24 protein-coding genes and 1 tRNA gene are annotated in these 26,417 nt (G+C 60.1%); 6 read left to right on the top strand and 19 right to left on the bottom strand.

All coding sequences use genetic code 11. The annotated features are described in order from the left end of the window. Positions 1-9 precede the first annotated feature (9 nt). From CFBP4996_RS00390 to CFBP4996_RS00310, 17 genes are all read right to left on the bottom strand, one after another. On the bottom strand, positions 10-738 hold the full coding sequence (locus CFBP4996_RS00390; protein WP_080852729.1) for an esterase family protein: 729 nt from the start codon (positions 736-738) through the stop codon (positions 10-12). After that, positions 735-1,700, bottom strand: a complete 966-nt coding sequence (locus tag CFBP4996_RS00385) for an acetylxylan esterase (protein ID WP_035219842.1) — start codon at positions 1,698-1,700, stop codon at positions 735-737. The genes CFBP4996_RS00390 and CFBP4996_RS00385 overlap by 4 nt, the downstream gene beginning before the upstream one ends. A gap of 124 nt (positions 1,701-1,824) precedes the next feature. Beyond that, positions 1,825-2,751, bottom strand: coding sequence for a carbohydrate kinase family protein (locus CFBP4996_RS00380; protein WP_080852730.1), 927 nt, complete (start codon positions 2,749-2,751; stop codon positions 1,825-1,827). Positions 2,752-2,851: 100 nt separating this feature from the next. Further along, positions 2,852-3,550 (bottom strand): orotate phosphoribosyltransferase, encoded by a 699-nt coding sequence (locus CFBP4996_RS00375; protein WP_003520012.1) that lies wholly within the window; start codon positions 3,548-3,550, stop codon positions 2,852-2,854. Positions 3,551-3,717: 167 nt separating this feature from the next. Next, the gene (gene pyrC, locus CFBP4996_RS00370; RefSeq protein WP_080852731.1) at positions 3,718-4,755 is read right to left on the bottom strand and encodes a dihydroorotase; all 1,038 of its coding nucleotides are present in this window, start codon (positions 4,753-4,755) and stop codon (positions 3,718-3,720) included. A gap of 113 nt (positions 4,756-4,868) precedes the next feature. Next, on the bottom strand, positions 4,869-5,906 hold the full coding sequence (locus tag CFBP4996_RS00365; protein ID WP_003520015.1) for a 4-hydroxyproline epimerase: 1,038 nt from the start codon (positions 5,904-5,906) through the stop codon (positions 4,869-4,871). Between the two features lie 128 nt (positions 5,907-6,034). Beyond that, on the bottom strand, positions 6,035-7,357 hold the full coding sequence (locus tag CFBP4996_RS00360) for an alpha/beta hydrolase (protein WP_080852732.1): 1,323 nt from the start codon (positions 7,355-7,357) through the stop codon (positions 6,035-6,037). A 186-nt stretch (positions 7,358-7,543) separates the two neighbouring features. Next, positions 7,544-9,040, bottom strand: a complete 1,497-nt coding sequence (locus tag CFBP4996_RS00355; RefSeq protein ID WP_080852733.1) for a succinyl-CoA:acetate CoA-transferase ScpC — start codon at positions 9,038-9,040, stop codon at positions 7,544-7,546. A 290-nt stretch (positions 9,041-9,330) separates the two neighbouring features. Further along, positions 9,331-10,131, bottom strand: a complete 801-nt coding sequence (locus CFBP4996_RS00350) for a phosphodiesterase (RefSeq protein WP_003520021.1) — start codon at positions 10,129-10,131, stop codon at positions 9,331-9,333. Between the two features lie 66 nt (positions 10,132-10,197). Beyond that, positions 10,198-11,490: an ABC transporter substrate-binding protein gene (locus CFBP4996_RS00345; protein ID WP_003503651.1), complete on the bottom strand. Its 1,293-nt coding sequence runs from the start codon at positions 11,488-11,490 to the stop codon at positions 10,198-10,200. A 42-nt stretch (positions 11,491-11,532) separates the two neighbouring features. Next, a complete protein-coding gene (locus tag CFBP4996_RS00340; protein WP_003520023.1) occupies positions 11,533-12,354 on the bottom strand; it encodes a carbohydrate ABC transporter permease in 822 nt (273 codons plus the stop codon). Beyond that, on the bottom strand, positions 12,354-13,280 hold the full coding sequence (locus CFBP4996_RS00335; RefSeq protein WP_003520025.1) for a carbohydrate ABC transporter permease: 927 nt from the start codon (positions 13,278-13,280) through the stop codon (positions 12,354-12,356). The genes CFBP4996_RS00340 and CFBP4996_RS00335 overlap by 1 nt, the downstream gene beginning before the upstream one ends. After that, positions 13,277-14,422, bottom strand: coding sequence for an ABC transporter ATP-binding protein (locus CFBP4996_RS00330; protein ID WP_020811732.1), 1,146 nt, complete (start codon positions 14,420-14,422; stop codon positions 13,277-13,279). Before CFBP4996_RS00330 ends, CFBP4996_RS00335 begins: the two co-directional genes overlap by 4 nt. 216 nt (positions 14,423-14,638) lie before the next feature. After that, positions 14,639-15,451: a class I SAM-dependent methyltransferase gene (locus CFBP4996_RS00325; protein ID WP_080852734.1), complete on the bottom strand. Its 813-nt coding sequence runs from the start codon at positions 15,449-15,451 to the stop codon at positions 14,639-14,641. A 174-nt stretch (positions 15,452-15,625) separates the two neighbouring features. Further along, positions 15,626-15,702, bottom strand: a tRNA-Arg gene (locus CFBP4996_RS00320). Positions 15,703-15,919: 217 nt separating this feature from the next. Next, complete coding sequence (locus CFBP4996_RS00315) at positions 15,920-17,338, bottom strand: ATP-binding protein (protein WP_162935999.1); 1,419 nt, start codon at positions 17,336-17,338, stop codon at positions 15,920-15,922. 250 nt (positions 17,339-17,588) lie between these two features. After that, positions 17,589-19,637, bottom strand: coding sequence for a methyl-accepting chemotaxis protein (locus CFBP4996_RS00310; protein WP_059759392.1), 2,049 nt, complete (start codon positions 19,635-19,637; stop codon positions 17,589-17,591). A 351-nt stretch (positions 19,638-19,988) separates the two neighbouring features. On the opposite strand from CFBP4996_RS00310, the gene rpmH reads away from it, so the two are divergent. From rpmH to yihA, 4 genes are read left to right on the top strand one after another with little or no spacing between them, the layout of a single operon-like run. After that, positions 19,989-20,126, top strand: coding sequence for a 50S ribosomal protein L34 (gene rpmH, locus CFBP4996_RS00305; protein ID WP_003493611.1), 138 nt, complete (start codon positions 19,989-19,991; stop codon positions 20,124-20,126). Between the two features lie 36 nt (positions 20,127-20,162). Then, on the top strand, positions 20,163-20,546 hold the full coding sequence (rnpA, locus tag CFBP4996_RS00300) for a ribonuclease P protein component (protein WP_003520031.1): 384 nt from the start codon (positions 20,163-20,165) through the stop codon (positions 20,544-20,546). Continuing rightward, positions 20,546-22,351 (top strand): membrane protein insertase YidC, encoded by a 1,806-nt coding sequence (gene yidC / locus CFBP4996_RS00295; RefSeq protein WP_080852736.1) that lies wholly within the window; start codon positions 20,546-20,548, stop codon positions 22,349-22,351. Before rnpA ends, yidC begins: the two co-directional genes overlap by 1 nt. Then, complete coding sequence (gene yihA, locus CFBP4996_RS00290) at positions 22,348-23,001, top strand: ribosome biogenesis GTP-binding protein YihA/YsxC (RefSeq protein WP_035263945.1); 654 nt, start codon at positions 22,348-22,350, stop codon at positions 22,999-23,001. Before yidC ends, yihA begins: the two co-directional genes overlap by 4 nt. Before the next feature lie 12 nt (positions 23,002-23,013). On the opposite strand, the gene CFBP4996_RS00285 is transcribed toward yihA, so the two are convergent. Then, complete coding sequence (locus tag CFBP4996_RS00285; RefSeq protein ID WP_020812283.1) at positions 23,014-23,391, bottom strand: hypothetical protein; 378 nt, start codon at positions 23,389-23,391, stop codon at positions 23,014-23,016. A gap of 271 nt (positions 23,392-23,662) precedes the next feature. Here CFBP4996_RS00285 and argB point away from each other — a divergent pair, with 271 nt between their 5' ends. Beyond that, positions 23,663-24,547 (top strand): acetylglutamate kinase, encoded by an 885-nt coding sequence (gene argB / locus CFBP4996_RS00280; RefSeq protein ID WP_003503698.1) that lies wholly within the window; start codon positions 23,663-23,665, stop codon positions 24,545-24,547. A 49-nt stretch (positions 24,548-24,596) separates the two neighbouring features. Here argB and CFBP4996_RS00275 read toward each other — a convergent pair whose 3' ends face one another. After that, complete coding sequence (locus tag CFBP4996_RS00275) at positions 24,597-25,514, bottom strand: EamA family transporter (RefSeq protein WP_031234346.1); 918 nt, start codon at positions 25,512-25,514, stop codon at positions 24,597-24,599. A gap of 106 nt (positions 25,515-25,620) precedes the next feature. Between CFBP4996_RS00275 and CFBP4996_RS00270 the strand changes: the two genes are divergently transcribed. Further along, the gene (locus tag CFBP4996_RS00270) at positions 25,621-26,334 is read left to right on the top strand and encodes a pyrimidine 5'-nucleotidase (protein ID WP_035263943.1); all 714 of its coding nucleotides are present in this window, start codon (positions 25,621-25,623) and stop codon (positions 26,332-26,334) included. Positions 26,335-26,417 lie beyond the last annotated feature (83 nt).

Below are 26,417 nucleotides of genomic sequence, written 5' to 3'. Positions count from 1 at the left end.
GCCCAGGTCTCAAATATAAAGCGCCGCCATCTTGCGCCACGCGCCCGCCCGGTGGGCGCGGCCATCCCAGACATGCATGCGATGCCCCACATGCTTCTCCGATAGAACCCGGCTCAGATGATGGTTGTTGTCCAGGAACGGGTCGGCATCGCCGATGGTGAAGACCATGTCGATGCGGCGCAGGCTATCCAGCCGCCACGGGCAGGCGAGGCCCGGCAGGAAATGGCTCGGCATGTGGAAATAGATGTCGTCGTCGTAATAGCCATCGAACAGATCGCCGAAGGATTCCACCTTCATCGTCAGGTCATAACGGCCGGAAAAGGCGACGAGTTTGCGAAAAAGATGCGGGTGGCGAAAAACGAGACTGGCGGCCTGAAACGCACCCAGACTGCAACCCTGCACGATCGTATCGCTATTCGGGTTTTTCTCGGCCATCAGCGGCAGCACTTCGTTCAGAATATAGTCTTCGAAGGCGGCATGGCGGCGAATGCGATCGGCGGGATGATGCCCGGCCGCGTAGAAGGTCTCTCTGGCCAGCCCCTCTATGCAATAGAGCTGAAGGTGCCCCGCCTCCAGCTTGTCGGCCAGACTGCCGACAAGACCCAGTTCCTCATATTCGAAGAAACGCCCGTCGCGGGTGGGAAACATCAGCACCTTGGCGCCGGAATGTCCGAATATTAACAGCTCCATGTCGCGATGGAGCCTTTGACTATACCAGCGGAGATATTCGCGTTTCATGGCACCTTGAAAAACCGTCTGACCTTGTCCTTATGGACCGCATCTTGCGATGCGCTGTCAGGGTAATCGAAATGCCCGGCGTCGAGGATGAATATTTCATTAAATTTTGATTTTGGCAGCGCATTGGCCACCGCGAACTGACAGGGCGGCGCCACCGCCGGGTCGAAAAGCGCGGGTGCGACCAGCATCGGCACTTTTATGCGGGTGGCGGCACAGGCGGCATCGAACAGGCGCAGCGTCTCAAGCAGGTTGGCATGGGTCTTCTGATAGGTCTGAACCGCATCCGCGCTGCCGACGGTCGGCAACGTCAGCCAGAACGGCCGGTGTCCGAATGTCGGTACGACGAGATGGCCGCGGTCTATGCGCTCGTCGAAAGGGATGGCCAGGGCACCGATGCCGCCGCCGAAACTGATGCCACTGTAACCCACCTGCCCTTCCAGCCATGGATAGAGGCTGATGAGCGTGGAAACGGCAACCCACAGATCGTCGACGCAGCCGCCGATGATGTAATCGTCTTTCCTGTCGATGTTATAGAGAACATGGAGCGCCGGGTCGGACGAGATCGGCGGACAGGCGCTCAACGAAAGCCCGCGAAAACAGGGAAACAGCACGGCCGTTTCTTCCACCGGTACGTCGAAATCGGGTTCCCCTCGCCCGCCATAGCCATGGCCGACTACGAGGCCGCGACGCACCTGCCCTTCGCGCGGTAAAAGCAGCCACCCGCCGATGCGAAAACCGCCGGTGGAGGTGTAGGTCATATCGAGAACATGCCAGCGCGGGTCGCTGAGCCTGCTTTTTCGCAGCACCGGCCGGGGATCCGTGGCGAGCGCGCGGCGATAGCGCTTTTTCCAGAAATCATCGAAGCCCGGCGGCGCTTCGGGCGGGGTAATGGCCAGCAGCTGCTCGCGCTGCATGCCATAGGTCGGGTCGAAATCGAAAGGATGGGACTTGGGAACGCTCATGCGATGCTTGTTTCGTGAAAAAACAGCGGACACAAGCTTCATAATATCGAAATAACGGTTTTTTACGGTTCTAAAGCCGGGAAGAGTGTTGAACCACCTTTTCAAAATGGTTCAACCGCGCTCATCACAAACCGATTTCATGCGCAAAGGGCGGATTCGCGCCCGCCCGCGAAACCGTCACAGCAGCAGCTTTCGCGCCCAGCGCCAGAGCCTTCCTGATCTGCTCTTCCGTCAACGAGGCAACCTGCGCCTTGGTCAGAAGGCCCTGCATTTTCAGTGAGGCGAGAATGCCGGCATCGAAGGTATCGCCTGCGCCGACAGTGTCGACCACTTCCACCCGCTCGGAGGCCACTTCAACCTTCAGATTGGCGCTATACCCCACCGCGCCCTTGGCGCCACGGGTGACGACGACCAGTTTCGCACCATGGTGCAGCCAGTGGCGGGCAAGCGTGTCCTCATCGCCTTCCAGACCGAACCAGGCAAGGTCCTCATCCGAGAATTTCACGATATCCGACATGGCCGCCATGCGGCGAATGCGGGCCATGTGGGACTGCTTGTCCTTGATGAAGCCGGGGCGGATATTCGGATCGAGCGAGATGACGCGGCTTTCATGCTCGCGCGTCATCAGCGCCTCATAGGTGCTGCCGCAGGGCTCCGGGATGAGGCTGATCGCGCCGAAATGCAGCGCCTCGCAATCGGCGCCCAGCGCCGGAAGCTCCGCCTCGGTAATCATCCGGCCGGCGGTGTTTTCGTCGTAGAAGGCATAGGTCGCATGGCCATCCACCAGCTTCACGAAGGCGATGGTGGTCGGCCGCGAAAGGGTGGCGCAATAGCTGAAGTCGACGTTGCTGGCGCGCAGGGTTTCGCGCAGGATATCGCCCATCATGTCATCGGAAAGACCCGTGAAGAAGGCGGATGGAACACCGAGACGCCCCAGCGCAATCGCCGTGTTGAAGACCGCTCCGCCTGCATAGGGGGCAAAACCCGCCTCACCCAGCGTCGTCTGCCGGGGCAGCATGTCGATCAGGGCTTCACCACAACACAGGATCATTACGGTCCTCCTCAAAACAGCAAATCAAATGGACTTAAATCGATTTAGACGAAGATCGATCGGAAGGCCAGCCGCAAAACCGGGCTGGCCGCATCCGAAATTAAGATTGCGGCAATTCGCTGACACCGCCGCGTTTTGCCGACCATGGCAGCGGGTTATCGAGGAAGGCTTCGACCTCGGAGAGGGTCTTTTCGTCGAACAGTTTTTCAGCCCGGGCAACCGCCAGAACATCGCGCCAGGTGGTCAGGTAATGCAGCTTGACATTGCCGTTGGCGAAGCGCGCTTCAGCCTCTTCGAAGATGCCGTAATAAAACAGCGCGATACCGTGATCGACGATGCCGCCCGCCGCACGGATGGCGTCGATGAAGGTGAACATCGAGCCGCCGGCCGTCGTCAGATCCTCGATGACGAGAACGCGGGCGCCTTCCGGCATATGGCCTTCGATCTGGGCGTTGCGGCCATGACCTTTCGGTTTCTTGCGGCAATAGATCATCGGCAAGCCGAGGCGCTCGGCAAGGAAAGCGGCAAAGGGAATGCCCGCCGTTTCACCGCCTGCCACACAGTCGAACTTCTCGAAACCGGCCTCGCGCATCACCGCTGCCGCCGCAAAATCCATCGCTGCCGAGCGGATGCGCGGGAAGGAGATGAGCTTGCGCATATCGATGTAAACCGGGCTCTTCATGCCCGAAGCGAAGGTGTAGGGGCTTTCGGAATTGAAGTGGACCGCCTTGATTTCCCACAACATCTTCGCAACCAGTTCCGCAACGACGGCGCGGTCAGTGAATGTGAAATGGTTCATAGGCGTTCTCCTTTTTCGGCCTTGGTTTATCGCTCCGAAAACCCGGATCGGTTTTCGGAAAGCACAACATCTCGGTTCAGCATTGCAGGTATCCGCAGGCGGCACAGAAGGGCGAATGCCTGGGGACCATAACAAAACCGCCGGCAGTGCCGGCGGTTACTAAAAAATCAACTCACATCCCAATGGAGCGGGAACATCGGATCGAACACGGTGACCGGCCCGGCGCCCGTCTCGATTTTTTCAGGAAAGGTCACCGCTTCCTCGCGCTTGACCAGCGTGATGGTCTCTTCGTTTGGGGCCAGCCCGTACCAGGCCGGGCCGTTGAGCGAAGCGAAGGCTTCCAGCCTGTCGAGGGCGTTTTCATCCTCGAAGACATGGGCGAGACAGCTCATGGTGTTGATCGAGGTATAGATGCCGGCGCAGCCGCAGGCGCATTCCTTCAGCGGGTCCACATGCGGAGCGGAATCCGTGCCGAGGAAGAAGCGTGCATCGCCCGATGTCGCGGCAGCCCGCAGCGCCAGCCGGTGCTCCTCGCGCTTGGCGACGGGCAGGCAATAATAATGCGGCTTGATACCGCCGACGAGAATGGCGTTGCGGTTGATGATGAGGTGATGGGTGGTGATGGAGCCGGCGATGTTGGCCTTGGACGACTTGATGTAATCCACGCCATCGCGGGTGGTGATGTGCTCCATCGTCACCTTGAGTTCCGGCAGGCGCTGGCGCAGAGGCTCCAGAACCGTATCGATGAACACCTTCTCACGGTCGAAAATATCGACTTCCGGCGTCGTCACCTCACCATGCACGCAGAGCGGCAGGCCGATCTTCGCCATGCGCTCCAGAACCGGCATGGCCTTGTTGAAATCGCGCACACCGCCATGGGAATTGGTGGTCGCACCCGCCGGGTAGAGCTTTACGGCGGTGATGAGGCCGCTTTTTTTGCCCTCTTCCACATCGTCGGCCTGCGTGTCCTCGGTCAGATAGAGGGTCATCAGCGGCTCGAAACGGTCACCCGCCGGAATTGCCTTGACGATGCGTTCGCGGTAGGCGCGGGCATCGGCCGTGGTGACGACCGGCGGCACCAGGTTCGGCATGATGATGGCGCGGGCGAAATGGCGGCTCGTATCCCCGATCACCCCTTCCAGCATTGCCCCATCACGCAGGTGCAGGTGCCAGTCATCAGGGCGGCGCAGGGTGAGCGACTTCATCGGGATACCTCGGAGCATGACGGAATTGGCGCCCGCTTAGCATCTTTTGCCGCGGGAAAACAGCCGCCAAAGTTCATCGGGCGGCTGTAAATGTCATTTTTTTAAAACATGCCTCAGATGTTGCCCGCTTCCGGCCCCCAGACATCGGTCATGGCGAAACCATCTGCCAGCGGATCAAACGGATCGAGACCCACCTGATGCAGCCCGAAGGTGAAGCCGCGCCCGGCAATGGTGGGGATGACAGCCGGGCGGCCTGCCACCTCGGTGACGGCGGAAAGGCCGACATCGAATTCCGAACCGATGATCGAGCGGGATTTATACTCGTCTCCCACCTTCACCTTGCCGCGCGCATAAAGCGTGGCGAGATTGGCGGAGTTGCCGGTGCCGCAGGGGGAGCGATCCGCCCGGCCCGGCCACATGGTGGTGCAGGTGCGGATGGAACCATCCGCATCCACATCGCGGAACATGACATAGGCAACGCCGGAAATGGCCGGGATTTCCGGATGAACGACGGTCATTTCACGGTTGACCAGATCTTTCAGGATCATGCCCGCTGAGACCAGTTTTGCCGCATTGGCCTTTTCGATCGTCAGGCCGATCTGGCGGACATCGACAAGCGCATAAAAGATGCCGCCATAGGAAATATCCATCGTCACCCTGCCCCATTCGGGCGTGTCGATGCTGACATCCAGCTCATGCACGAAGGACGGCACCATGGTCAGCTTGACCTTTTCGCAACGGCCGTCGCGGCAGGTGGCCGTGGCCTTGACCAGACCGGCCGCCGTTTCGAGGATGATGACGGTTTCCGGCTCCTGCATTTCCACCATGCCGCTTTCCAGAAGCGCCGTCGTCGCGCAGATGGAATTGGACCCGGAGCTGGCATGCGCCTGATCCGGCTGAAGAATGACGAAAGCGGCGTGCGCATCCGGGTGCTTCGGCGGCAGGAGAAGATTGACCGACCCCATCGGCGTGCCGCGTGGCTCCAGCGTCAGAAAGCGGCGAAGCGCCTCACCCTGCGGATCGGTATTCATCCAGTGAAGCTGTTCGGCCACCGTGTTGCCGGGAATTTTCGGCGCGCCGCCGGTGACGACACGGCCGATTTCGCCTTCGCAATGAACATCGAGAAGCTGGAGGGTGCGTTTCCAACGCATGGGGTCTACTCCGGAAGTTAAGCTGCTGACCGGACCATATAGATAAAAATACAAGCTGTATACAAATCTGCGAAGGCGAGATGGTGAAAATCGCTTACGGTTTCACCATCTCGCTCTTGATCTTTGATCTATCGGTTACGGCACTCTGCCCGGTTTCGATTGGCGGCCGCCTCGCAATTCACTCTCGATGACTGAACAGCCTGATCGTCCACCACGGAACCGGCCGTATCGCCCACCGATCCGACGGTATTTTCCACGGAACGGCCGAGCCGTTCCACCTGCCTGCCGTAATTTTCACGCGTGCGCGGATCGAAGACCGCAATCGGCGCGCTGACCACGACGCTGGCCGCCGTCCCAACGGTTTGCGCAGCGCCGATGCTGACGGCACCCAGCGCCTCACCCAGACCGACATCGGAATCCGTCACCGTCTGCCCGGCGATAAGGCGGTCGCCGATAAGCCGGACAACCTCGGGGCTTTCGGCAAATTTTCCATGGTTCAGGCGGTCGCCGGATTGCAGCTTGGTCAAATCCAGAACGGTGATGCCGGCTTTTTCAAGCTCGCTGCGATAGGGCTCGACCGATGGGTCGATCTGGCCGAGACGATCGACATTGCCGGAAATGCGGCGCGACAGGCTGAGAGCCCTATCATCCTGCGAAACGAACAAAGTGAATTTCGGCGGGGTTTTGCCGAGGCTTGCGAACTGCCGGCTGAACACGTCGACATCGAGATCGGGTGCGGCCAGAATGACATTGCTGATCTTCGGGTCGACGCGGCCATTGCGGATGGCCATCTGGCGCAGCGCCTCCACCGCAAGCCAGGTGCCCATGGAGTGGGCCATGACGGTGACCTCGCCGATGGACTTGTCCTTCGCGAGGCGGGTCAGCATCTCTTCCAGCGCATCGCGCGAGTAGTTGGTGCTTTCCTTGTCGTAATTATAGTCGAAAATGCTCGCCCGCGACGGCCAGGTGAAGACCACCGGCACGACATCCGTGCCGGAATCATGAACGATCTGGGCGAAACGATAGACGGATTCTTCGTAACGGTTATTGAAACCATGCACGAAGACCAGCACGCGGCGGTCCTTCTGGATATGTTTGCCGATCCAGCTTCGTGTCTCGGCTTCGGAGCGAATGGGCTCCACCGCCACCGTTGTAAAATCCTTCAGCGGGTTCGGCGGCAGTTTCTTCGGCCATTGCACCTGCCCGACCTTGCGGTTGGCATTGGGCGGAATGGAAACCGTCACCGCATCCACCTTCAGACCCGTTCCACGCTCGCCGCCAAAAAGCACGGCGGCGTTTTCCGATGGCGCGCGGGTGGTGGCGACCAGAAGATTGACCGGTGTGGTTCCCGCCACGGTCTGCCCCGTCGGCGTCATGACCCCAATCGGACGCCCCCCGCAGCCGGCGAGCAGGGCGACAATGGCGATCATGGCCACGAAGCGAATGGGCATCACGTTACTCTCCTACAACCCAGAGGTAGCCGGACAGCAGCCGGGGGAGAGGATTTTCTACCGGAGGCGGAACAGACGCGCCAGCAACCACAGCACAGGAGCGGACAATTTCCGCTCCTGTGTGTCCAAACGGACCCAATTGCGCGGCTTTCACACCGGCAACGGGGCGCCTTCTAAAATGCAGGCCTATTTCTGCGGCAGCATCGTGCCCCTTTCCCGCAGAGCCGCATGCCAGGAGAGCGCTTCTTCGATGAGATGCGGCGTATGCCCGCCCCGCGCCACTGCCCGCCGGTAATAGTCCATCAGCGCATCGCGATAATCAGGATGCACGCAGTTCGCGATGATGACCGCCGCGCGCTCGCGAGGCGCCAGCCCACGCAGATCGGCAAGCCCGATTTCGGTGACGAGAATATCGACATCATGTTCGGTATGATCGACATGGCTGACCATGGGCACGACGCTTGAAATGGCACCGCCCTTGGCGATCGATTTGGTGACGAAGATGGACATGTAGGCGTTGCGGGCGAAATCCCCCGAACCGCCGATGCCGTTCATCATGTGCGTTCCGCCGACATGGGTGGAATTGACGTTTCCGTAGATATCGAATTCCAGCGCCGTGTTGATGCCGATAATGCCGAGGCGGCGGATGACTTCCGGGTGGTTGCTGACCTCCTGTGGCCGCAGGATAAGCCTGCTCTTATATTCCGCCAGTCGCGGCATCACCTGCTCGTTCATGGCGGAAGACAGCGTGATCGATGAACCGGAGGCGAAGGTGAGCTTGCCCGCATCAAACAGTTCGAAAGTCGAATCCTGCAGGACCTCCGAATACATTTTGAGATCGTGAAACGGCGTATCGATGAAACCGTGCATCACGGCATTGGCAATGGTGCCGATGCCGGCCTGAAGCGGCTGGAGCTCATGGGTCATGCGGCCGCGACGCACCTCGTTCAACAGGAACTCGGTGAGATGGCCGGCAATGGCCTTGGTCTCGTCATCCGGCGGCAACACCGTCGAAAAACTGTCGCTCTTGTCACTCAACACAATGGCGGCGATCTTTTCCGGCGGCACCGGAATGAACGGCAGACCGACACGGCTATCCGTCGCCACCACCGGAATGGGCATGCGAGTCGGGCGTCTGGCGGGAATGAAGATGTCGTGCAACCCCTCCAGCACCTCGGGCTGCGACAGGTTGATTTCAACGATCACCTTGTCGGCCAGAATGGCGAAGCTTGCGGAATTGCCGACGGAAGTGGTTGGCACGATGCCGCCTTCCGCCGTGATCGCCACAGCCTCGACAATGGCGATATCGACCCCGTGGATCTGACCGCCGCGCAATTGCTCGACCGTTTCGGAAAGGTGCTGATCGATGAACATCACCTTGCCGTCATTGATCGCCCTGCGCAAAGCCGGATCGGACTGGAACGGCATGCGGCGCGCCAGCATGCCCGCCTCCACCATGGTCTTGTCGAGATCGTTGCCGAGCGAGGCGCCGGTCATCAGGGTGATTTTCATGGGGTTCGTCTTGGCGCGCTCGGCCAGCGCCAGCGGCACCGCCTTCGCTTCGCCGGCGCGCGTAAAGCCGCTCATGCCCACCGTCATGCCGTCCTGAATGAGACTGGCAGCCTCTTCGGCGCTGACGATCCTGTTCAAGAGGGACGCGTTGCGGATACGCTTTTCAAGCATGCAATTCTCCATGATCTGTCATCACGATGGCACGGCATTCGGCTGGCCACCTTTCGGCGACTATGGCCTGCAGTTTCATCGATGAAACTGACATAGATCAAGGGTGCGCACGGAACCATGGTTTCGACGCATCACATCCCGTTCAACAAACCAGAAGTGGCGCATCCCCGCGACAGGCCACGGGTGTCTTCTCACCACCGTAGGCTTGCAATCGTCAAAACCTCTCCCTCACCACCGCCAACAGGCGACGAGGCGAAGGTCATCTCCGTGCAACACGGAAACGTCCGGTGTCAGGGACCTTCGCAGACAGGCGCCTGACCGAGCACGACCTGCCCCACTTCCGCATCATAGGCACGCAGACCGAATGCGCCCAGGCTTATGACCCGGTAGCAGGGATTGCCGCCCGTCCACAGCGGATCGACAACATCGATATCGGTGATGAAACGGTGCGCGCAGGCCTGACCGGAACTGTAGGCGATGCCTTCGGCGGTCGTACCTGCCATCGGCACATGGATATGGCCAAAAATGATATGACGTATACCGGCCGGATGAGCGGCGAGACGGCGCATGACAGCACCGTCATCATGCATGCCGATATGTTCGAAATGGCGGATGCCGCAATCCATCGGCGGGTGATGAATGAACACCGTCACCGGCAGGTCGCCCGCGCTTTCCAGCGCACTCTCCAGCCATGCCAGACGATCCGCACCATATATGCCGCCGATCACATCGGCCTCATGGCTGTCGAGAAACAGCAGCCGGCCGAATTCGGTATCGATGAAGGACTGGATATAGCCGTTATCGTCACGCGGCTGCTCCGGAAAAGCCGCGACGAATTCCGGGCGGCGGTCGTGATTGCCGAGCATCAACTGAACGGGGATCGAGACGGGCGCGAGAATATCGCGCAGCAGCTCATAGGCTTCCGGCTCGCCGTAATTGCAAAGATCACCCGTCATCACAAGAAGATCGGCGTCGGCGTGTTTTTCGACAATATCGGCCACCGCCGCGCGCAGCTGCTTTTCCGGGTCGACGCCGTTTACAGCAATGCCGGGGGGTACGAGATGGGTGTCGGTGATCTGGATGATCTTCATAACAGGTCTTTCTGCGCAAAATGGCTGCGGGAACGGATTTCCCCGCAGCCTTTTCGATGGTTTTGCTTATTTCAGCAGGGCGTTGGTCTGCTCGACGATCTGCTTGAGACCGGCTTCCGGCGTCACCTCACCGCGCATGACGGTGCCGATGATGTCGCGCTGGGTGCGCCAGATGCGGACGGAATCGCCACCCGGATAACCGGCCCAGGGCAGAGAACGGTCAGCCTGAAGCGAAGCGGTCTTCACATTCGGGTTCTCGACATAATAAGGAGCGAGGAAGTCCGGGCCGGTGGCCAGCTTGTTGGTCGGCAGGTAACCGGTGATGCGAACGATGGTGTTCTGCGCTTCCGGACCGGTGATCCACTTCAGGTACTTCCAGGCGGCGTCCTGCTTGGCCTTTTCCTGGGTCAGGATAACTGCCGAGTTGCCGCCGGTCGGAACGCCGCCCTTTTCCTTGTTGTCGAGCGGGAAGGTCGCGGTCTTCAGCTTGAAGCGGTCGCCGACCAGACCCTGGATCGTCTGAACATGGGCAGGCGTCGAGAAGATGAAACCGGTGAGGCCTGCACCGAACTGCTGGCGCGACTGATCCCAGTCGAGCAGGTTCTGGCCGCCTTCGGTGACGAACTGACGGGTCATCTTCAGGGCGTTGAGGCCGATCTCGTTGTCGAAGCCAACGGTCTTGGCCTTCTCGTCAACGAGCTTGCCGCCCTGTTCGACGATGAGCGCCTGCCACAACCAGTCATCCGGCCAGCCGTTGATGTCGTAGCTCATGCCGGCGAACTTGGGGTCGAGAGCCTTGATCTTCTTTGCGAGAGCAATGAGTTCCGCAAAGGTCGTCGGCATTTTGTCCGGATCGCCGCCAGCCTTGGTGACGAGGTCGGAGTTGATGTAGATGATCGGCGAGGAGGCGTTGACCGGCAGGCCATACTGCTTGCCGTCGATCTGGCCGAGTGCAGCCATCTTCGGGCTGTAGTTCTTGTCGAGGAAGGCCTGACCGCCTTCAGCCTGAATGAACGGGCCGAGATCGGTGATCTGGTTGCGCGGTGCAAGCGTGTGAACGAGTTCCGCCGTCAGGTTGTAACCCGAGAAATAAACATCCGGCAGATTGCCCGTTACGGCGGAGCGCAGAACCTGCTGCTGGCCTTCATTATAACCGGCGGCCGGAGCGAGGAAGTTGATCTTCACATCCGGGTTCTTCTTCATGAATTCATCGGCCAGCGGCTGATGGAACTTGGTGAAGCCCGGCAGGTTGTAGAGAACGTTGAGCGTGATTTCATTGGCCAGAACCGGCTGAGCGAGGCCCGCAAAAGCCATGCCGAGAGCCAGACCGCCCATCACAGCGCGTCGGTTGAGTTTCATGTCAGTCTCCAGAGAGGTTGGGAGGAGGAAATCTGAACGGCGTCACTTGACGCCGGTCATGGTAATACCGGCGATGAAGTGCCGCCGTGCGAGGAGGAAGCACAGCACCATCGGCGCGGTAATCAGTGTGGCGCCCGCCATCAGCGCACCGTAATTCGCGCCGGATTCGACATCGGCGAAGAGCATCATGCCAAGCGGCGGCGGGGCGAGATTGGTGTCGGAGACCACGATCATCGGCCAATAAAGGTCGTTCCAGTGGGCAACGAGCGAAAAGATCGAGAAAGCGGCGAGCGAAGGCAGCGATCCGCGAAGGACCAGTCCCCAGCAAATCTCCATTTCCGAGAACCCGTCCATGCGGGCAGCCTCGATGATTTCATTCGGATAGCTGCGGAAGGACTGATTGAACAGGAAGATGGCGAAGACCGAAAGGAAGAACGGCATCATCATCGCGAAATAGGTATTCAGAAGCTCCGTCTTGGCGAGACCGACAAAGAGCGGGAGGGCGAGCGCCTGAATGGGAACGCAGAGCGCCGCAATGACGAGGCCCAGCAGCAGCTTGCGGCCCGGGAACCGGAGCTTTGCCAGCGCATAGGCAGCCGGAACCGACGTCAGGATCTGCACGACGAGAATGCCGACGCAGACGATGACGCCGTTGAGCATGAAACGCGCCATCGGCACCTGACCCGCCGCCCGGGCATAATTATCCACAGCGTCGAATTTCTGCGGGATCGGCCAAAGCGAGACATCGAAAATCTCTGCCGGTGAGCGGATCGAGGTCAACACCATCCAGTAGAACGGCAGGAGCATCACGAAAGCGCCAAGGGCAAGCACGAGATGTGGGAGATATTTGCGGAGTGCGGCCATCAGTAGTGCACCTTCCGGTCCATGTGCAGCGTCTGGCCGATAGACAGGACCAGCACGATCGCGAGGAAGATAATCGTCAACGCGGCGGCGTAACCGGTGTTCGAATATTCGAAACCTTCGAGATAGAGATCGAACAGCAGGGTTTCCGATCCGAAGCGGCCCTTGGTGAGCACAGCCACCGTCTCGAACACCTTGAAGGCCGAGATGGAGGTGGTGACCACCACGAACATGGTCGTCGGCCCAAGCATCGGCCAAGTCACGGTCAGGAAGCGGTCGATCGGGTTCTTGGCGCCATCCAGCCGCGCCGCCTCGTGCAGATCCTTCGAAATGGCGGTGAGGCCCGCGAGGAACAGCACCATGTTGAAACCCAGGATCTGCCAGACGCCCATCAGCGCCATGGTGGGAATGAGGAGGACGGGATTGGAGAGGAAGGCGACCGGCTCAAAGCCCAGCCATTTGATCGCCGCATTCACCGGACCGAGCGAGGGATGCAGCAGGAACTGCCACACGGTCGCCATGGCGACAAGGGTTGCGGTGACGGGGAGGAAATAAGCCACCTCCCAGAAAGCCCGGCTGCGCTTGCGGTTATAAACGAGCAAAGCCACGCCGAGCGCCAGAAACACACCGAAGGGAATGACGATGAGCGCATAGATGGCGGTATTGGCCAGAGAGCGCAGGAAGACAGGATCCTGAAACGCCTTGACGAAGTTTCCAAGGCCGACAAAGCGGGTGGAGAGCGAACCGAGTTGGTAATCGGTGACGGAAAAACCGGCCAGAACGAGCATCGGAACGATATAGATCGCCAGAAGCAGCAGGCTTGCGGGGGCAGCGAACATCAGGCCGCGCCAGATCATCCGCCGGTCCGCCTTTGACAGCCGCGGGCGAGCCTTCGCGCGCGCGGCCGTGGAAAAATCGACCGCCGTCATGCCGGCACCCGTTCACGCACCGTCACCTTGCGACGCAGGCCATCGGCCGCGAAAAGATGCGCGCGTTCCGGCGCAAAGCCGAGATTCATCACGCCATTCATATCCGCGCCCACGGCATCGCCGGCGCCCTGACGCAGTGTGATGGCGACCGTCTCGTCGCTCAGCAGGCGGCAGCTCACGAAGCGGTCGGCGCCGTGGGTTTCGCTACGCACCACGCGCACGGCAAAACCTTCTTCGCCCGGGCGCAAATCTTCTGCACGAAGGCCGAGCGTCGCCGGGCCGGCATCGCGGCCCACACCCTCGATTCCGAGATCGCGCCCAAAGGCCGTGACTTTACCCTGCGCGTCGATTTCGACCGGCAGCAGGTTGATCGATGGCGTGCCGATGAAACGCGCGACCGTCAGCGTCGCGGGCTTGCGGTAAAGCTCGTCCGGCGTACCAAGCTGCTCAATGCGGCCTTCCGACATCAATGCGATGCGGTCGGACATGGTCATGGCTTCGATCTGGTCATGGGTGACATAGATGAAGGTCGCCCCCAGCCGACGGTGCAGTCCGGCCAGTTCCTCACGCATATGGGCGCGAAGCTTCGCATCGAGGTTGGAGAGCGGCTCGTCCATCAGGAAGGCGGCGGGCGAACGCACCAGCGCCCGGGCCAGCGCCACGCGCTGGCGCTGGCCGCCGGAAAGCTGCGCCGGCTTGCGATCCAGCAGATGCGCGATCTGTAGCGTCTCGGCCGCCTGTTCGACAGCGGCGTCGATCTGGCTCAGCGTTTCCGCCGGGGCCGCAAACCGTCCGACCAGCGGCAGGCGCGCGGCAAAGGGCAGACGCCGCATCCTGAGCGGCGTGGCAATGTTCTGGCGCACGCTCATATGCGGATAAAGGGCATAGGACTGGAAAACCATCGCCAGATTGCGATCGCTCGGATCAACCTCAGTCACATCCTGATCGCCGATGGAGACCGAACCGCGATCCGGTGTTTCCAGACCCGCAATGATACGCAGAAGCGTGGACTTGCCGCAGCCCGACATGCCGACGAGAGACAAAAACTCTCCGGGACGGATGGAGAGATCGATCTCTTTCAGAACATCGTCAGCCCCGAAGCCTTTGCCGATGCCCGAAAGTTCAAGTGATTGTGGCGTCATTCTGCGCTCCTTTTCTGGAGCGCATATGCTTATATTGTATGACAATATGACGAAGGTTTGCGGAAAGTTCGATGACACTCGAAAGCCCGATAATCTCGGACTATCGGAAAACCCGTTGGTATAGGCCTCCACCCAAAACCACTAATATTTAGGGGGTATTGCTCAAATATTCCCCGCAGGCATTTATAGACTGAGAACCGGGTCGGCGGCGCCGGTTTAAACGGCGGCGAGAATCACATGCGCCTGAGTTTTCGCGGCAACCGCGCCACCGCCATGCCGCGCTTCAATGGCAGCGGCGGCGCAATCTGTCGCGGTGTCGAGCCCTCCCGGTGCTCTCGCCTCAATTTCCGTCCGAAGCACGGTTCCCTGACAATAAGCCATGGCCGGAATGCGCGGTGAAGAGGCGCGGCTCTGCGCGGTCACCGTTTCAATCGTTACGCGGGAAAAACCGGCCTCCTCCAGCTCGCGGCGAATGAGTGCCGTGTCATGATAACCGTGCGGGGTACGGGCCATGAAGCGCGGCGGATCGTCGGGGAACAGGCGCGCCAGGGCGTTCGTCACGTCATCCGCGAAGTGATTTTCCTCGATGCGATCCCATACATTGAATAAATAATGTCCGCCGGGCTTCAATACCCGCTTTGCCTCGCGATAAGCCGACAAGCGGTCATTAAAGAACATCGCGCCGAACTGGCAGAAAACGAGATCGAACACAGCGTTTTCAAAAGGCAGCGTCTGGGCATCCACCTGCTGCCATTTTATGCGGCGATCCGGCGCCTGTTGCGACGCCGCAAAATCGAGCATCGGCTGGTTGAGGTCGGTTACCACATAGTTTGCCGCGGGCAATAATCGGGAAGCCAATTCGCGCGTGACGGCGCCGGTGCCTGCGGCGATTTCCAGAATATCAATCGGCATCAAGGCCGCCGCCCGACGCGCCAGATCGGCGGCGAATGGCGCAAAAATCAGCGGCACCATATAGCGGTCGTAATTTTCCGGAATCGAACCCGCAAACACCTTGTCCGCTTCCAACATGGCTTCCACCCCGGGGACATCTGATGACGGGGTGACTTTAGCACATATTCGGGACGTTCGGAATTCACGCGGTCCTGCGGAGCGTCGAAGCATGCGCCTGAACGGACTTGCCGATACCAGCCATATCGCGCGTGAAGGCGATTGTTTCAGGACTTCATTTTATGGAAAGAGAAATGGCGCACCCGAAGAGATTCGAACTCCTGACCCCCAGATTCGTAGTCTGGTGCTCTATCCAGCTGAGCTACGGGTGCGTGCCGTTCCGGTCGTTTCCGGTGGCGTGGCGATCCTCTAAAACGTCCTCATTCCGAATGCAAGCGATTTCGCTTCGAAATTGTCATTTTTCCGCAGCAATTCATTTATCTCGTTGATTATATTGGAAATTCCATGCGGATCATTTTCCACGGGCCAGATACCATGTCCGTTTGGGCGAGGAGAATGATTGCGCGAGCCGGCTGCAAAGCAGCTTTTTCAGGCGGTTCTGGCCGCCTGTACGGAGGCGGCGCGGTCGGCGATCTCGATACGGAACTGCGTGCCGGGACCGGGCTTTTCGACGAGCGCGATCGTGCCTCCATGGGCAAGCACAAGTTCGCGGGCAATGACCAGCCCGAGGCCCGTGCCGCCGGAGCGGGCCGAACCCCTGAAAGCGGAAAACAGGTTCTCCTTGGCCTTGCGCGGCATGCCCGGTCCATTGTCGTCGATGACGATGCTGACGACGCTGCCGGACCTCTGGGCCGAGATGGAGAGATGCCGAAGCGCGGCATTCGCGGTATCCGATTGCAGGGCCTGAACGGCATTGCGACAGAGATTGTGGATGACCCGGAAAAGCTGCTCGGAATCCGCATCGACCGTGAGGTCGGATGGCACGCTGTCCTGAAACTCGATGCCGCTATCCGGATCGAGCGCCAGAATATCGCGCACATCCCGCACCAGAAGGCTCAACTGCACCATCTTGCGTTTCGGTGCGCCTTCGGTCGCCTGGCCATAGGCCAGAACTTCGCCGGTATAGGCCACGGCGCGGTCGATGGTGCGCAGCAGTTTCGGCGCGAAGCTCCTGACCATCGGATCCTTGGCATCCACCAGACGGTCCGACATGAGTTGCGCGGAAGACAGGATGTTGCGCATGTCGTGATTGATCTTGGAGACCGCGAGGCCGAGATCTACGAGGTTCTTCTGCTGGCGCAGGGTTTTCTGCAGTTCGGTCTGCATATCGGCGAGGTGGCGGCCCGCAACCGCCAGTTCGTCTGCCCCCTGCTCGGGGACGAAAATCCGCTCGGGATTGCCCGGATCCTCCGAGAAGTTCTGCATGCCGAGCGTCAGCCGGCGTATGGGCCGGATCATGATGCGGTTGATGGAGATGAAGATCAGGCCTGCGGTGATCAGCGACAGGACGATGGAAATCAGGAAAACGTTGCGGGCATAGGCAAGCATTGCCGCCCGCAGCTTGTTTTCGCCGAGCACCAGTTCGATGATCGTGTCGCTGTCGCCGACGACATCGAAGACGCGGATGACGCGGTTGCCGCCGAACAGCAGGGTGGAAAAGGCGTCCCGCACCGCCGCCACCTGCGAAACGTCGGAAAGGTCATATTGCTCATCGACGCCAGGCGGCGTTTCCGCCACGGCGAGCAGGCGTGAGGTGCCGTCCTTGCGCAGCGCGATAAGCTTCGCCCCTGTCGCCATCAGCGTGTCGTTCTGCACGCTTCGCGGCAGTTCGGCCTGCAGGCCGTCGATGACAGCGCCGGCGGCCGCAGCCGTGTTCAGACGGTCGCGCAACCATGAAAGACGCATATTGGCGACGGAAGGCACGAAGATCAGCACTTCGGCGATCATCACGAAGATGACCGTGAGCAGCAGCAGCCGTCCCGAAAGACCGGCGGTCAATCCCGGCATGCAATGCACCGGATCGTCTTGCGTGCGGTCCAAGCTGTCTACGCCTTTAGAAAACACCGGGCCATGATCCTGTATGCGCGCCGCTGCTTGCGTGGAACGGCTCGGTTTATATGCAGCGATGATAATAGGACCTAATGGATATTTTTCCAATGCGCTGCAAAATAAAGGTTTTCATCGCCGGAAAAACAAACGCCGCCCGGCAGGGGCGGCGTTCGAAGGTAAGCCGGTTTTGAAGCGAACCGCTGGTCGCCTAGAACTCCTGCCAGTCACCATGCGCGGGTGCCGCCGCAGGCTGGGCATTGAGGGCGCGGCTGACGCTGTTCATCAACTTGCGGGCCGGAGACGCCACCGCCGGCGTCCTGCCGGAGACCGCCACCGGTCCGGCGGAGACCGTCATCGGCCTCGCGGGCTGCTCGATGCGGGGGCTGCGCTGCACATTCTCCGCGCCGACGTTGAAGCGCGCCACGAGCGTCACGAGATGGTCCGCCTCGCTGCTCAGCTTGTGGGTTGCGGCCGAGGTCTCCTCCACCATGGCGGCGTTGCGCTGCGTTACCTGATCCATCTGGTTGATGGCGGTATTCACCTCATGCAGGCCGGTGGACTGTTCCCTGGCGGCCGTGGCGATCGAATGGATGTGCTCGTTGATTGCCAGAACGCGTGTCTCGATCTCGCTCAGTGCGCCGCCGGTTCTCTGCACCAGCGATACGCCACGCCCGACCTCCTCGCCGGATTTGGTGATCAGCGCCTTGATGTCCTTCGCGGCCGTTGCGGATCGTTGCGCAAGTTCTCGCACTTCCTGAGCGACGACGGCAAAGCCCTTGCCCGCTTCACCCGCACGGGCGGCTTCCACGCCGGCATTCAGCGCCAGCAGGTTGGTCTGGAAGGCGATTTCATCGATGACATTGATGATCTGGCTGATTTCGCGCGAGGCGTGCTCGATGCGATCCATGGCGGACACGGCATCGCGCACGACATTGGCGGACTCTTCCGTCTTCTGCTTCGTTTCGGCAACCATGGCGCTGGCTTCCTGCGCACGGTCGGTCGAGTTGCGAACAACGGCGGTAATCTCATCCAGAGCGGCGGAGGTTTCCTCCAGCGCCGCCGCCTGCTGTTCCGTCCGCTTCGACAGGTCATCGGCCGCCGAGCGCAATTCGTTCGCGTTGCCGCTGATGCCTTCCGTGCTGCCACGCACTTCGCGCATCGTCTCGCGCAGCTTGGTCAGCGTCTGGTTGACGTTCCCCTGGAGTTCGGCAAAGACGCCGCGGAACTCGCCATCCATTCTCTCCGTCAGATCGCCCCGCGCAAGGCCTTCGATGACGCGGCTGGTCTCGGATACGCCATTATGGACGCCGGTGAGGAGCGAATTGATCGTCGCGGCGAAACGATTGAGGTTGTCGTCGCCATAGTCCTTGTTGATGCGGCGACTGAAATCGCCCTGGGCCGCAGCGTCGACGACGATGGCCATGCCGGCCTGCAGATCGTCGCTCTTGGCGCGCATGGCGGCTTCCTGCGCATTCATGCGGCGCACTTCGCTGCCGTTCTTCTTGAAGACCTCGACGGCCGCAGCCATTTCGCCGATTTCGTCGTTGCGGCCGAGATAGGGGACGTCCGCGTCGAGATTTCCATCGGCCACGGCATTCATCACCTGCGAAACCCTGCGGATCGGCGCGCTGAGCTGCCGCGTTCCGATGTAGAGGCCGAAGGCGGCTCCCGCGCCGACACCTGCAACCGTCACCGCGACGATCACCCAGAATATGGCGGTGCTGAAAGAATCGACTCCCGCCTTCACGACTTCGAGCTCGGCAAGGTCGTTTTTCACGACACCATCGATCTCCGCCTGATAGGCCTTGCGGTTGGCGCGGTTCGCCTCGTTATTGCCCTGCTGGCTGGCCGCCTGCGGCCCGTTTTCCTTCGCCAGTCGCACGGTTTCCAGACGGAAAGTACGGAATTCCTTGGACCGGCCGACAAGCTTGTCGAAGCTCGCCTGCTGTTCCGCCGGCACGAGCGGCGCCCAGCTGGCAATGAGCTTTTCCATGGCGTCGAGGTTTTTGACCATGCCGTCGGCAAAGGGGGTGGCTGCCGCCACATCGGCTGCCGCGTAGACACCGCGTGCCTCCATGACGACTGCCGTTACCAGACGGTTGAGCGCCTCGCCCTTGTAAGCCCTCTCGGCGGTTTCCTCGAAATGATGCGACCGAACCCGGAATTCGTTGATCGCATAGATGGACAGCCCGCCAATGGTACAGGCCACAAGGCTCATCAGCCCGACAAGTAGATTGATACGACCGCGAATTCTCAACTTCGTTCCCCCAACAAAAACCAGCCGCGCGATGAAAATGGGAAGCTGGCATAACTTTTCGCGTCACAAGATTTATCAATGCTGCGTTAAGAAAGAATTTCAGATTTTATCGATTGCGCGCCGGAATCGGCCTCTATCGGCAGTCGGCGAAGGAGATGGCGGTGCGTTTTCCGCAAAAGGTGAAGCGCGAAAACCCCTTCGGCAATTGACTTTGCTCGGCCTATGCCCTTATAAGCCGCGCACGCTCGGCCATTGAAAGCTCGCCCAGGCGGGGTTAGCCGTGCAAAAAACGAAACGCTCTTGCAAATTATTGCAAATTCAAGAAGGGCCGCACACCGCGGTATTAAATAAATGTCGAAGCGTACTTACCAACCGTCCAAGCTTGTCCGCAAGCGTCGCCATGGCTTCCGCGCCCGTATGGCTACCGCCGGCGGCCGCAAGGTTCTCGCAGCCCGCCGTGCGCGCGGCCGCGCTCGTCTTTCGGCTTAATTGCCGCCTCTGTGACCCGGTGAAAGTCGCGGGCACATGAGTAAGACAGGAAAACTGCCCGGCCGGCTTAAAAACCGGTCGGATTTCCTTGCCGTTCAGGCAGGAGAAAAACGGCGGGGAGGCACCTTTCTTCTGGAAGTGCTTGACCGGAAAGCCCCGGAAACCGAGCCTCGCGTCGGTTTTACCGTAACGAAAAGACAAGGCAACGCGGTCGAGCGAAATCGCATGCGCCGCCGTCTCAAGGAAGCCGTCAGGCTTTCTGCCGGATTCGCAATGAAGCCCGGTCATGACTATGTGATTGTCGCCCGCAGGGACGTGCTCGATACGGCCTTCCCGAAACTTCAGTCTCTCCTTAACGAGCGAATTGAAGGAACGGCGAAACCGAAACGGTCCCAGGAGACCCGCTCCAGGAAAGAATGATGGAAAAGAACCGTAATTACTTCATCGCGATAGCCCTTTCGGTTGTCATCGTCCTCGCCTGGCAATTCCTTTACATGAATCCGCGTATCGAGCAGCAGCGCCGCGCCGAAGAGGCCCGCCAGGCGCAGCAGCAGCAGACGACGCAGCAACAGCAGCCGGCGCCGGGCGCCGCACCAGGTGCTGCCGTTGAAGGCGCACCGCCCGCCTCCTCACCGCAGACTGCCGCCACAGCGACCCGCGAAGAGTCGATTGCAAGAACCCAGCGCGTGGCCATCGAGACCAACGCCATCGCCGGCTCGATCAACCTGACCGGCGCCCGCTTCGATGACATCCGGCTCAAGGACTACCATGAGACCGTCGATGACTCGAGCCCGATCATCACGCTGTTCTCGCCCTCCGACACCAAGGATGGCTATTTCACCGAACTCGGTTACGTTGCAGCACAGGAAGTCGGCGGCGTTCCCGGCCCGACCACTGTCTGGACGCTGGCAAGCGGCGACAAGCTGACGGAAACCACCCCGGTCACCCTCACCTACACCAATTCCAAGGGCGTGATTTTCTCCCGCACGGTTTCGATCGACGAGCATTACATGATCTCGGTCGCCGACAAGGTGGAAAACCCCGGACAGGCGGCGATCTCCTTTGCCACCTATGGCCGTGTGACGCGCAACAACAAGCCCGCAGTTCCCCCGGTCTTCGTCATCCATGAAGGTTTCCTCGGCGTCTCGGGCAAAGACGGCAGCCTGACGGAAGAAAAGTACAAGGACGTCGAAGAAGCACCGGTAACGGTTGCCAAGGCGACCGGCGGCTGGCTCGGCATCACCGACAAATATTGGGCCGCGGCCATCGTTCCGCCGCAGACGACGCCGTTCGAAACCCGTTATTCGCACATCACTGGCAATCAGCCGAGCTATCAGGCCGATTTCAAGAGCGACCCGCTGACGGTCGAGCCCGGCCAGTCGATCGAGCTGAAGAGCCTCGTTTTCGCTGGCGCCAAGGAAGTGCCGCTGGTCGACCGTTACGAGACGACCTACGCCATTCCGAAGTTCGACCTTCTGATCGACTGGGGCTGGTTCTACTTCATCACCAAGCCGATGTTCAAACTGATGGATTTCTTCTTCCGTTATTTTGGCAATTTCGGCGTGGCGATCCTGCTCACCACCATCGTCGTCAAGGCTCTCTTCTTCCCGCTCGCCAGCAAGCAATATGCTTCCATGGCGAACATGAAGCGCGTGCAGCCGAAGATGGAAGAGTTGAAGGCCAAGCATGGCGATGACCGCATGGCCATGCAGCAGGCGATGATGCAGCTCTACAAGGAAGAGAAGATCAATCCTGTTGCCGGCTGCTGGCCGATGCTTTTGCAGATCCCGGTCTTCTTCGCGCTCTACAAGGTCATCTACGTCACCATCGAAATGCGGCATGCGCCGTTCTTCGGCTGGATTCACGACCTTTCCGCGCCGGATCCGACGTCGCTGTTCAACCTCTTCGGCCTTCTGCCCTATGATGTTCCGCACTTCCTGATGATCGGTGTCTGGCCGCTTGTCATGGGCATCACCATGTTCCTGCAGATGCGCATGAACCCGACGCCGCCCGATCCGACGCAGGCGATGATCTTCAACTGGATGCCGCTGATCTTCACCTTCATGCTGGCCTCCTTCCCGGCAGGTCTGGTCATCTACTGGGCATGGAACAATACGCTCTCCATCACCCAGCAGGCCGTCATCATGAAGCGCCAGGGCGCCAAGATCGAGCTGTTCGACAACATCAAGGGGCTGTTCAAGCGAAAGCCGGTGCAATCGAAATGAGTGAGACCGGCACGGCAACCGAAAAGCCCCTGTTCGGGCGACCCTGGATTTTCATTCGCGGCGTTCCCGCGATGAAATTCCTGCCGCCCGAAGGCCCGCCGGAGATTGCCTTCGCCGGCCGCTCGAATGTCGGCAAGTCCTCGCTTATCAATGCGCTGGTGGGCCACAAGGGGCTTGCCCGCACGTCCAATACGCCCGGACGCACGCAGGAACTGAACTATTTCGTTCCGGATGGTTATTCCGGCGAAGCGGGCGATCTGCCGCCGATGGCGCTGGTCGACATGCCCGGTTACGGTTATGCGCAGGCCCCGAAGGATCAGGTCGATGCCTGGACGAAGCTCGTCTTCGATTATCTGCGCGGCCGTGCGACGCTGAAGCGCGTTTACGTGCTGATCGATTCTCGCCACGGCGTGAAAAAGAACGACGAGGAAGTTCTGACCCTGCTCGACAAGGCGGCCGTTTCCTATCAGATCGTGCTGACGAAAACGGACAAGATCAAGGATGCCGGCGTTCCGCGTCTGATCGGCGAAACGCTGGAGAAAATCCGCAAGCGTCCCGCCGCCTATCCGGAAGTTCTCGCCACATCCTCGGAAAAATCATTCGGGCTGGATAGCCTGCGGGCCGAGATCGTCAGAACGATCTCTCTTTGAGAGGCACGCCTCTCAGGCGATGGTGAAAAGCAGAACGGCGGTCCAGAGCGTCGCCGTCAACGCCAGAAGGCGCCAGAAGCGCACGGAATGCCAGACCTCCGAAAGCATGGCTGCGAACATGCTGCCACCCCGCAGCGGCTGGCCCCTGAATGGCAGGCCGGAGCGGCTTGGGTCCCGTTCAAGCAGCGCGGCGACGGTCGCGTTTTCGCGATATTCGGTTTCCGCCAGATTGTCCCGCCAGCGCCTGACCATGGCCGCGAACTGGCGGTCGCGTTTGACGCGCTTGGCAAGTTCCGCCATGCTTTCCGGCGGCAGGGCACCCAGCACATATTCGCCCGCAAGGACTTCATCCCGCAAACCGCTTTGCTTGTCTCGATCGGGTGCCGTCATGTGGTCTCTCGCTCCTCGGTCGTTCAGGTCAGCATCGCTCCCGCGGCGCGCGACATCCCATGTCGCCCTGAATTAACCCCTCCCCTTTCCCCTGCAAGGCTGGTCCCATTGGGCCTTTATGTCAATCTCATTACGGGGCCGGGACAGCCAAAAAAAAGAAATTTGACCGCTGCCGACACAATAAGGCCAGGAGGTTATTTCATCCGTCAAAGACTTGCTTTAGAGCGGTGACAGGCTTTCAACGGCCGCAACCACAGACCGAGGTTTTTAGATGACGTCTTCCGAAAGCGAAACTCAGGCGCGGCTGCTCGCACAGGCTCTGCCTTTCATGCAGAAATACGAGAACAAGACCATCGTGGTGAAATATGGCGGTCACGCCATGGGGGATTCCACGCTCGGCAAGGCTTTCGCGGAAGACATCGCCCTTTTGAAGCAATCGGGCATTAACCCCATCGTCGTACATGGCGGCGGCCCGCAGATCGGCGCGATGCTGACCAAGATGGGCATCGAATCGAAATTCGAGGGCGGCCTGCGCGTCACCGACGCCAAGACGGTCGAGATCGTCGAAATGGTTCTGGCCGGCTCGATCAACAAGGAAATCGTCGCCCTCATCAACCAGACGGGCGAATGGGCGATCGGCCTGTGCGGCAAGGACGGCAACATGGTCTTCGCCGAAAAGGCGAAAAAGACCGTCATCGATCCTGACAGCAATATCGAACGTGTGCTCGATCTCGGCTTCGTCGGCGAAGTCACGGAAGTCGACCGCACCCTGCTCGACCTGCTCGCCAAGTCGGAAATGATCCCGGTCATCGCCCCGGTCGCGCCTGGCCGCGATGGTGCCACGTACAATATCAACGCCGACACCTTCGCCGGCGCGATTGCGGGTGCGCTTCACGCCTCGCGTCTGCTATTTCTCACCGACGTTCCCGGCGTTCTCGACAAGAACAAGGAACTTATCAAGGAACTCACCGTCTCGCAGGCGCGTGCGCTCATCAAGGACGGCACGATTTCCGGCGGTATGATCCCGAAGGTCGAGACCTGCATCGACGCCATCAAGGCCGGTGTTCAGGGCGTGGTGATCCTCAACGGCAAGACGCCGCATTCCGTGCTTCTGGAAATCTTCACGGAAGGCGCCGGCACGCTCATCGTGCCCTGATAGGTTTCAGGTGGCGGACGGCAAGCCTGTCCGCCACAACAACTGGCATTCAGCCGAATGCCAGAAGCGACAGCACGCCCACGACAATCAGCAGGCAGCCGGACAGTTCGAGCCGGTTGATCTTTTCCTTGAAGAAAAGCACGGTCGAGGCAAAGGCGAAAAGCATCTCCACCTGCGCCAACGCCTTCACCACGGCGGCCTGCTGCAGGGTCATCGCCGTAAACCAGCCGAACGAGGCCGTAGCGCCCACGAAACCGACCGCAAGTGACGGTTTCCACACCCTGGCGATGCGCCGCAACTCTTCCCGCTCGCGCCAGACGATCCACAGGAACATCGACACCGTCTGCATGACGATGACGACAACGAGGGTAAAGCCTGCCTGCATCATCGCGTCCGGAGCGGGAAGGCTCGGCGCAAGCGCAAGCGAGGCCGATCGGTAAGCAACCGATGACAGGCCGAAGAATGCGCCTGAGGCAAGGCCGATACCCGCCGTCCGGCTGAAGATCGACGTGAAGAAGGAAGCGGGCGTGACTTCCGTGCGTGCCACCGAAATCAGCATGACGCCGGCGACCGAGATGGCGATGGCCGCCAATGTGCCGCCATTGACGCTTTCCCCGATGAAAATAAGCGCGAACAGCGCTGCCTGCGCCGGTTCTGTGCGGGAATAGGCCGTTCCAACCGCGAAGTTGCGGAAGGAGAACAGGTGCACCAGCAGGAAGGTGGCGGCAATCTGCGCCATGGCGCCGACCGTCGCCCACACGGCAAAGGACGTGTTGGGCACCGGCAGAGGGCGACCGAGCCCGAAATGCAGGAAAGCAAGATAGGCGAGAGCGAAAGGCATGCCGAACACGAAGCGCACGAAGGTCGCGCCCGTGGTGCCCATCATGCCCTTGAGGTGCTTCTGCAGGGTCGAGCGCAGGTTCTGCAAGAACGCGCTTGCGAAAGTGATGCCTATCCAGAGTTCCATGGCTTTGGCGGTATCATGCACCGGAGGCCCCAGCCAAGCCCGATTTTCTGATCAATCGTCGTCTTTTCGATTTTCTTCGGCCTTCGAAACGGGCATAAAGCAGCCCATGGACACAAAGCCGAAAAACCTGCCCGAAGCCGCCGATTTCGACCATGTGAGCGAATGGGTCTTCGATCTCGACAACACGCTCTATCCGCATCACATCAATCTGTTTTCGCAGATCGACCGTAACATGACGGCCTATGTGGCGGAGCTTCTGAAGCTCGATCCCGACGAGGCCCGGGCGCTGCAGAAACGCTATTATCACGACCACGGCACGACGCTTCAGGGCCTGATGATCCACTACGGCATCAGCCCGGACGAGTTTCTGGAACGCGCCCATGCCATCGATTATTCGGCGCTGAAGCCGCATCCGGAACTCGGCGAGGCAATCAAGGCTTTGCCGGGCCGCAAATTCATCCTTACCAATGGCAGCGTCAAACATGCGCAGGCGGCGGCCGGTGCGCTCGGCATTCTCGATCACTTCGAGGATATTTTCGATATCGTCGCCGCGGGCTATCTGCCGAAACCGGCCAGCGCGACCTATGAGAAGTTCGCGGCGCTTGCGAAACTCGACACGCAAAAAGCCGCCATGTTCGAGGATTTACCCCGCAATCTCGCGGCGCCCAAGGCGCTCGGCATGAAGACCGTTCTGCTCGTCCCCGCCAATCTTGAGGGCATCATCATGGAACGCTGGGAAATCCCCGCCGTTACGGATGCGCATATCGACTACATCACCGACGACCTAACCGGTTTCCTGACGAAAACCATCGCAGGCTGAGCAGCGAACATTACCGAAGCTTCATGCACCTTACGGATGTTTAAGTGGTGAGGCGCATTGGACGTCACTATCTTCTCTTCAGG

This window comes from Agrobacterium leguminum, assembly GCF_005144435.2.
Classification (GTDB): Bacteria; Pseudomonadota; Alphaproteobacteria; order Rhizobiales; family Rhizobiaceae; genus Agrobacterium; species Agrobacterium leguminum.
Note: the sequence above shows the minus strand (reverse complement) of the source record. Positions and strands in the feature narration are given on the sequence as shown.

Excerpts from the sequence above, each read along its gene's own strand:
- CFBP4996_RS00390 (WP_080852729.1), bottom strand. The coding sequence starts at position 738 with ATGAAACGCGAATATCTCCGCTGGTATAGTCAAAGGCTCCATCGCGAC.
- CFBP4996_RS00385 (WP_035219842.1), bottom strand. The coding sequence starts at position 1,700 with ATGAGCGTTCCCAAGTCCCATCCTTTCGATTTCGACCCGACCTATGGC.
- CFBP4996_RS00380 (WP_080852730.1), bottom strand. The coding sequence starts at position 2,751 with ATGATCCTGTGTTGTGGTGAAGCCCTGATCGACATGCTGCCCCGGCAG.
- CFBP4996_RS00375 (WP_003520012.1), bottom strand. The coding sequence starts at position 3,550 with ATGAACCATTTCACATTCACTGACCGCGCCGTCGTTGCGGAACTGGTT.
- pyrC (WP_080852731.1), bottom strand. The coding sequence starts at position 4,755 with ATGAAGTCGCTCACCCTGCGCCGCCCTGATGACTGGCACCTGCACCTG.
- CFBP4996_RS00365 (WP_003520015.1), bottom strand. The coding sequence starts at position 5,906 with ATGCGTTGGAAACGCACCCTCCAGCTTCTCGATGTTCATTGCGAAGGC.
- CFBP4996_RS00360 (WP_080852732.1), bottom strand. The coding sequence starts at position 7,357 with ATGCCCATTCGCTTCGTGGCCATGATCGCCATTGTCGCCCTGCTCGCC.
- CFBP4996_RS00355 (WP_080852733.1), bottom strand. The coding sequence starts at position 9,040 with ATGCTTGAAAAGCGTATCCGCAACGCGTCCCTCTTGAACAGGATCGTC.
- CFBP4996_RS00350 (WP_003520021.1), bottom strand. The coding sequence starts at position 10,131 with ATGAAGATCATCCAGATCACCGACACCCATCTCGTACCCCCCGGCATT.
- CFBP4996_RS00345 (WP_003503651.1), bottom strand. The coding sequence starts at position 11,490 with ATGAAACTCAACCGACGCGCTGTGATGGGCGGTCTGGCTCTCGGCATG.
- CFBP4996_RS00340 (WP_003520023.1), bottom strand. The coding sequence starts at position 12,354 with ATGGCCGCACTCCGCAAATATCTCCCACATCTCGTGCTTGCCCTTGGC.
- CFBP4996_RS00335 (WP_003520025.1), bottom strand. The coding sequence starts at position 13,280 with ATGACGGCGGTCGATTTTTCCACGGCCGCGCGCGCGAAGGCTCGCCCG.
- CFBP4996_RS00330 (WP_020811732.1), bottom strand. The coding sequence starts at position 14,422 with ATGACGCCACAATCACTTGAACTTTCGGGCATCGGCAAAGGCTTCGGG.
- CFBP4996_RS00325 (WP_080852734.1), bottom strand. The coding sequence starts at position 15,451 with ATGTTGGAAGCGGACAAGGTGTTTGCGGGTTCGATTCCGGAAAATTAC.
- CFBP4996_RS00315 (WP_162935999.1), bottom strand. The coding sequence starts at position 17,338 with ATGCCGGGATTGACCGCCGGTCTTTCGGGACGGCTGCTGCTGCTCACG.
- rpmH (WP_003493611.1), top strand. The coding sequence starts at position 19,989 with ATGTCGAAGCGTACTTACCAACCGTCCAAGCTTGTCCGCAAGCGTCGC.
- rnpA (WP_003520031.1), top strand. The coding sequence starts at position 20,163 with ATGAGTAAGACAGGAAAACTGCCCGGCCGGCTTAAAAACCGGTCGGAT.
- yidC (WP_080852736.1), top strand. The coding sequence starts at position 20,546 with ATGGAAAAGAACCGTAATTACTTCATCGCGATAGCCCTTTCGGTTGTC.
- yihA (WP_035263945.1), top strand. The coding sequence starts at position 22,348 with ATGAGTGAGACCGGCACGGCAACCGAAAAGCCCCTGTTCGGGCGACCC.
- CFBP4996_RS00285 (WP_020812283.1), bottom strand. The coding sequence starts at position 23,391 with ATGACGGCACCCGATCGAGACAAGCAAAGCGGTTTGCGGGATGAAGTC.
- argB (WP_003503698.1), top strand. The coding sequence starts at position 23,663 with ATGACGTCTTCCGAAAGCGAAACTCAGGCGCGGCTGCTCGCACAGGCT.
- CFBP4996_RS00275 (WP_031234346.1), bottom strand. The coding sequence starts at position 25,514 with ATGGAACTCTGGATAGGCATCACTTTCGCAAGCGCGTTCTTGCAGAAC.
- CFBP4996_RS00270 (WP_035263943.1), top strand. The coding sequence starts at position 25,621 with ATGGACACAAAGCCGAAAAACCTGCCCGAAGCCGCCGATTTCGACCAT.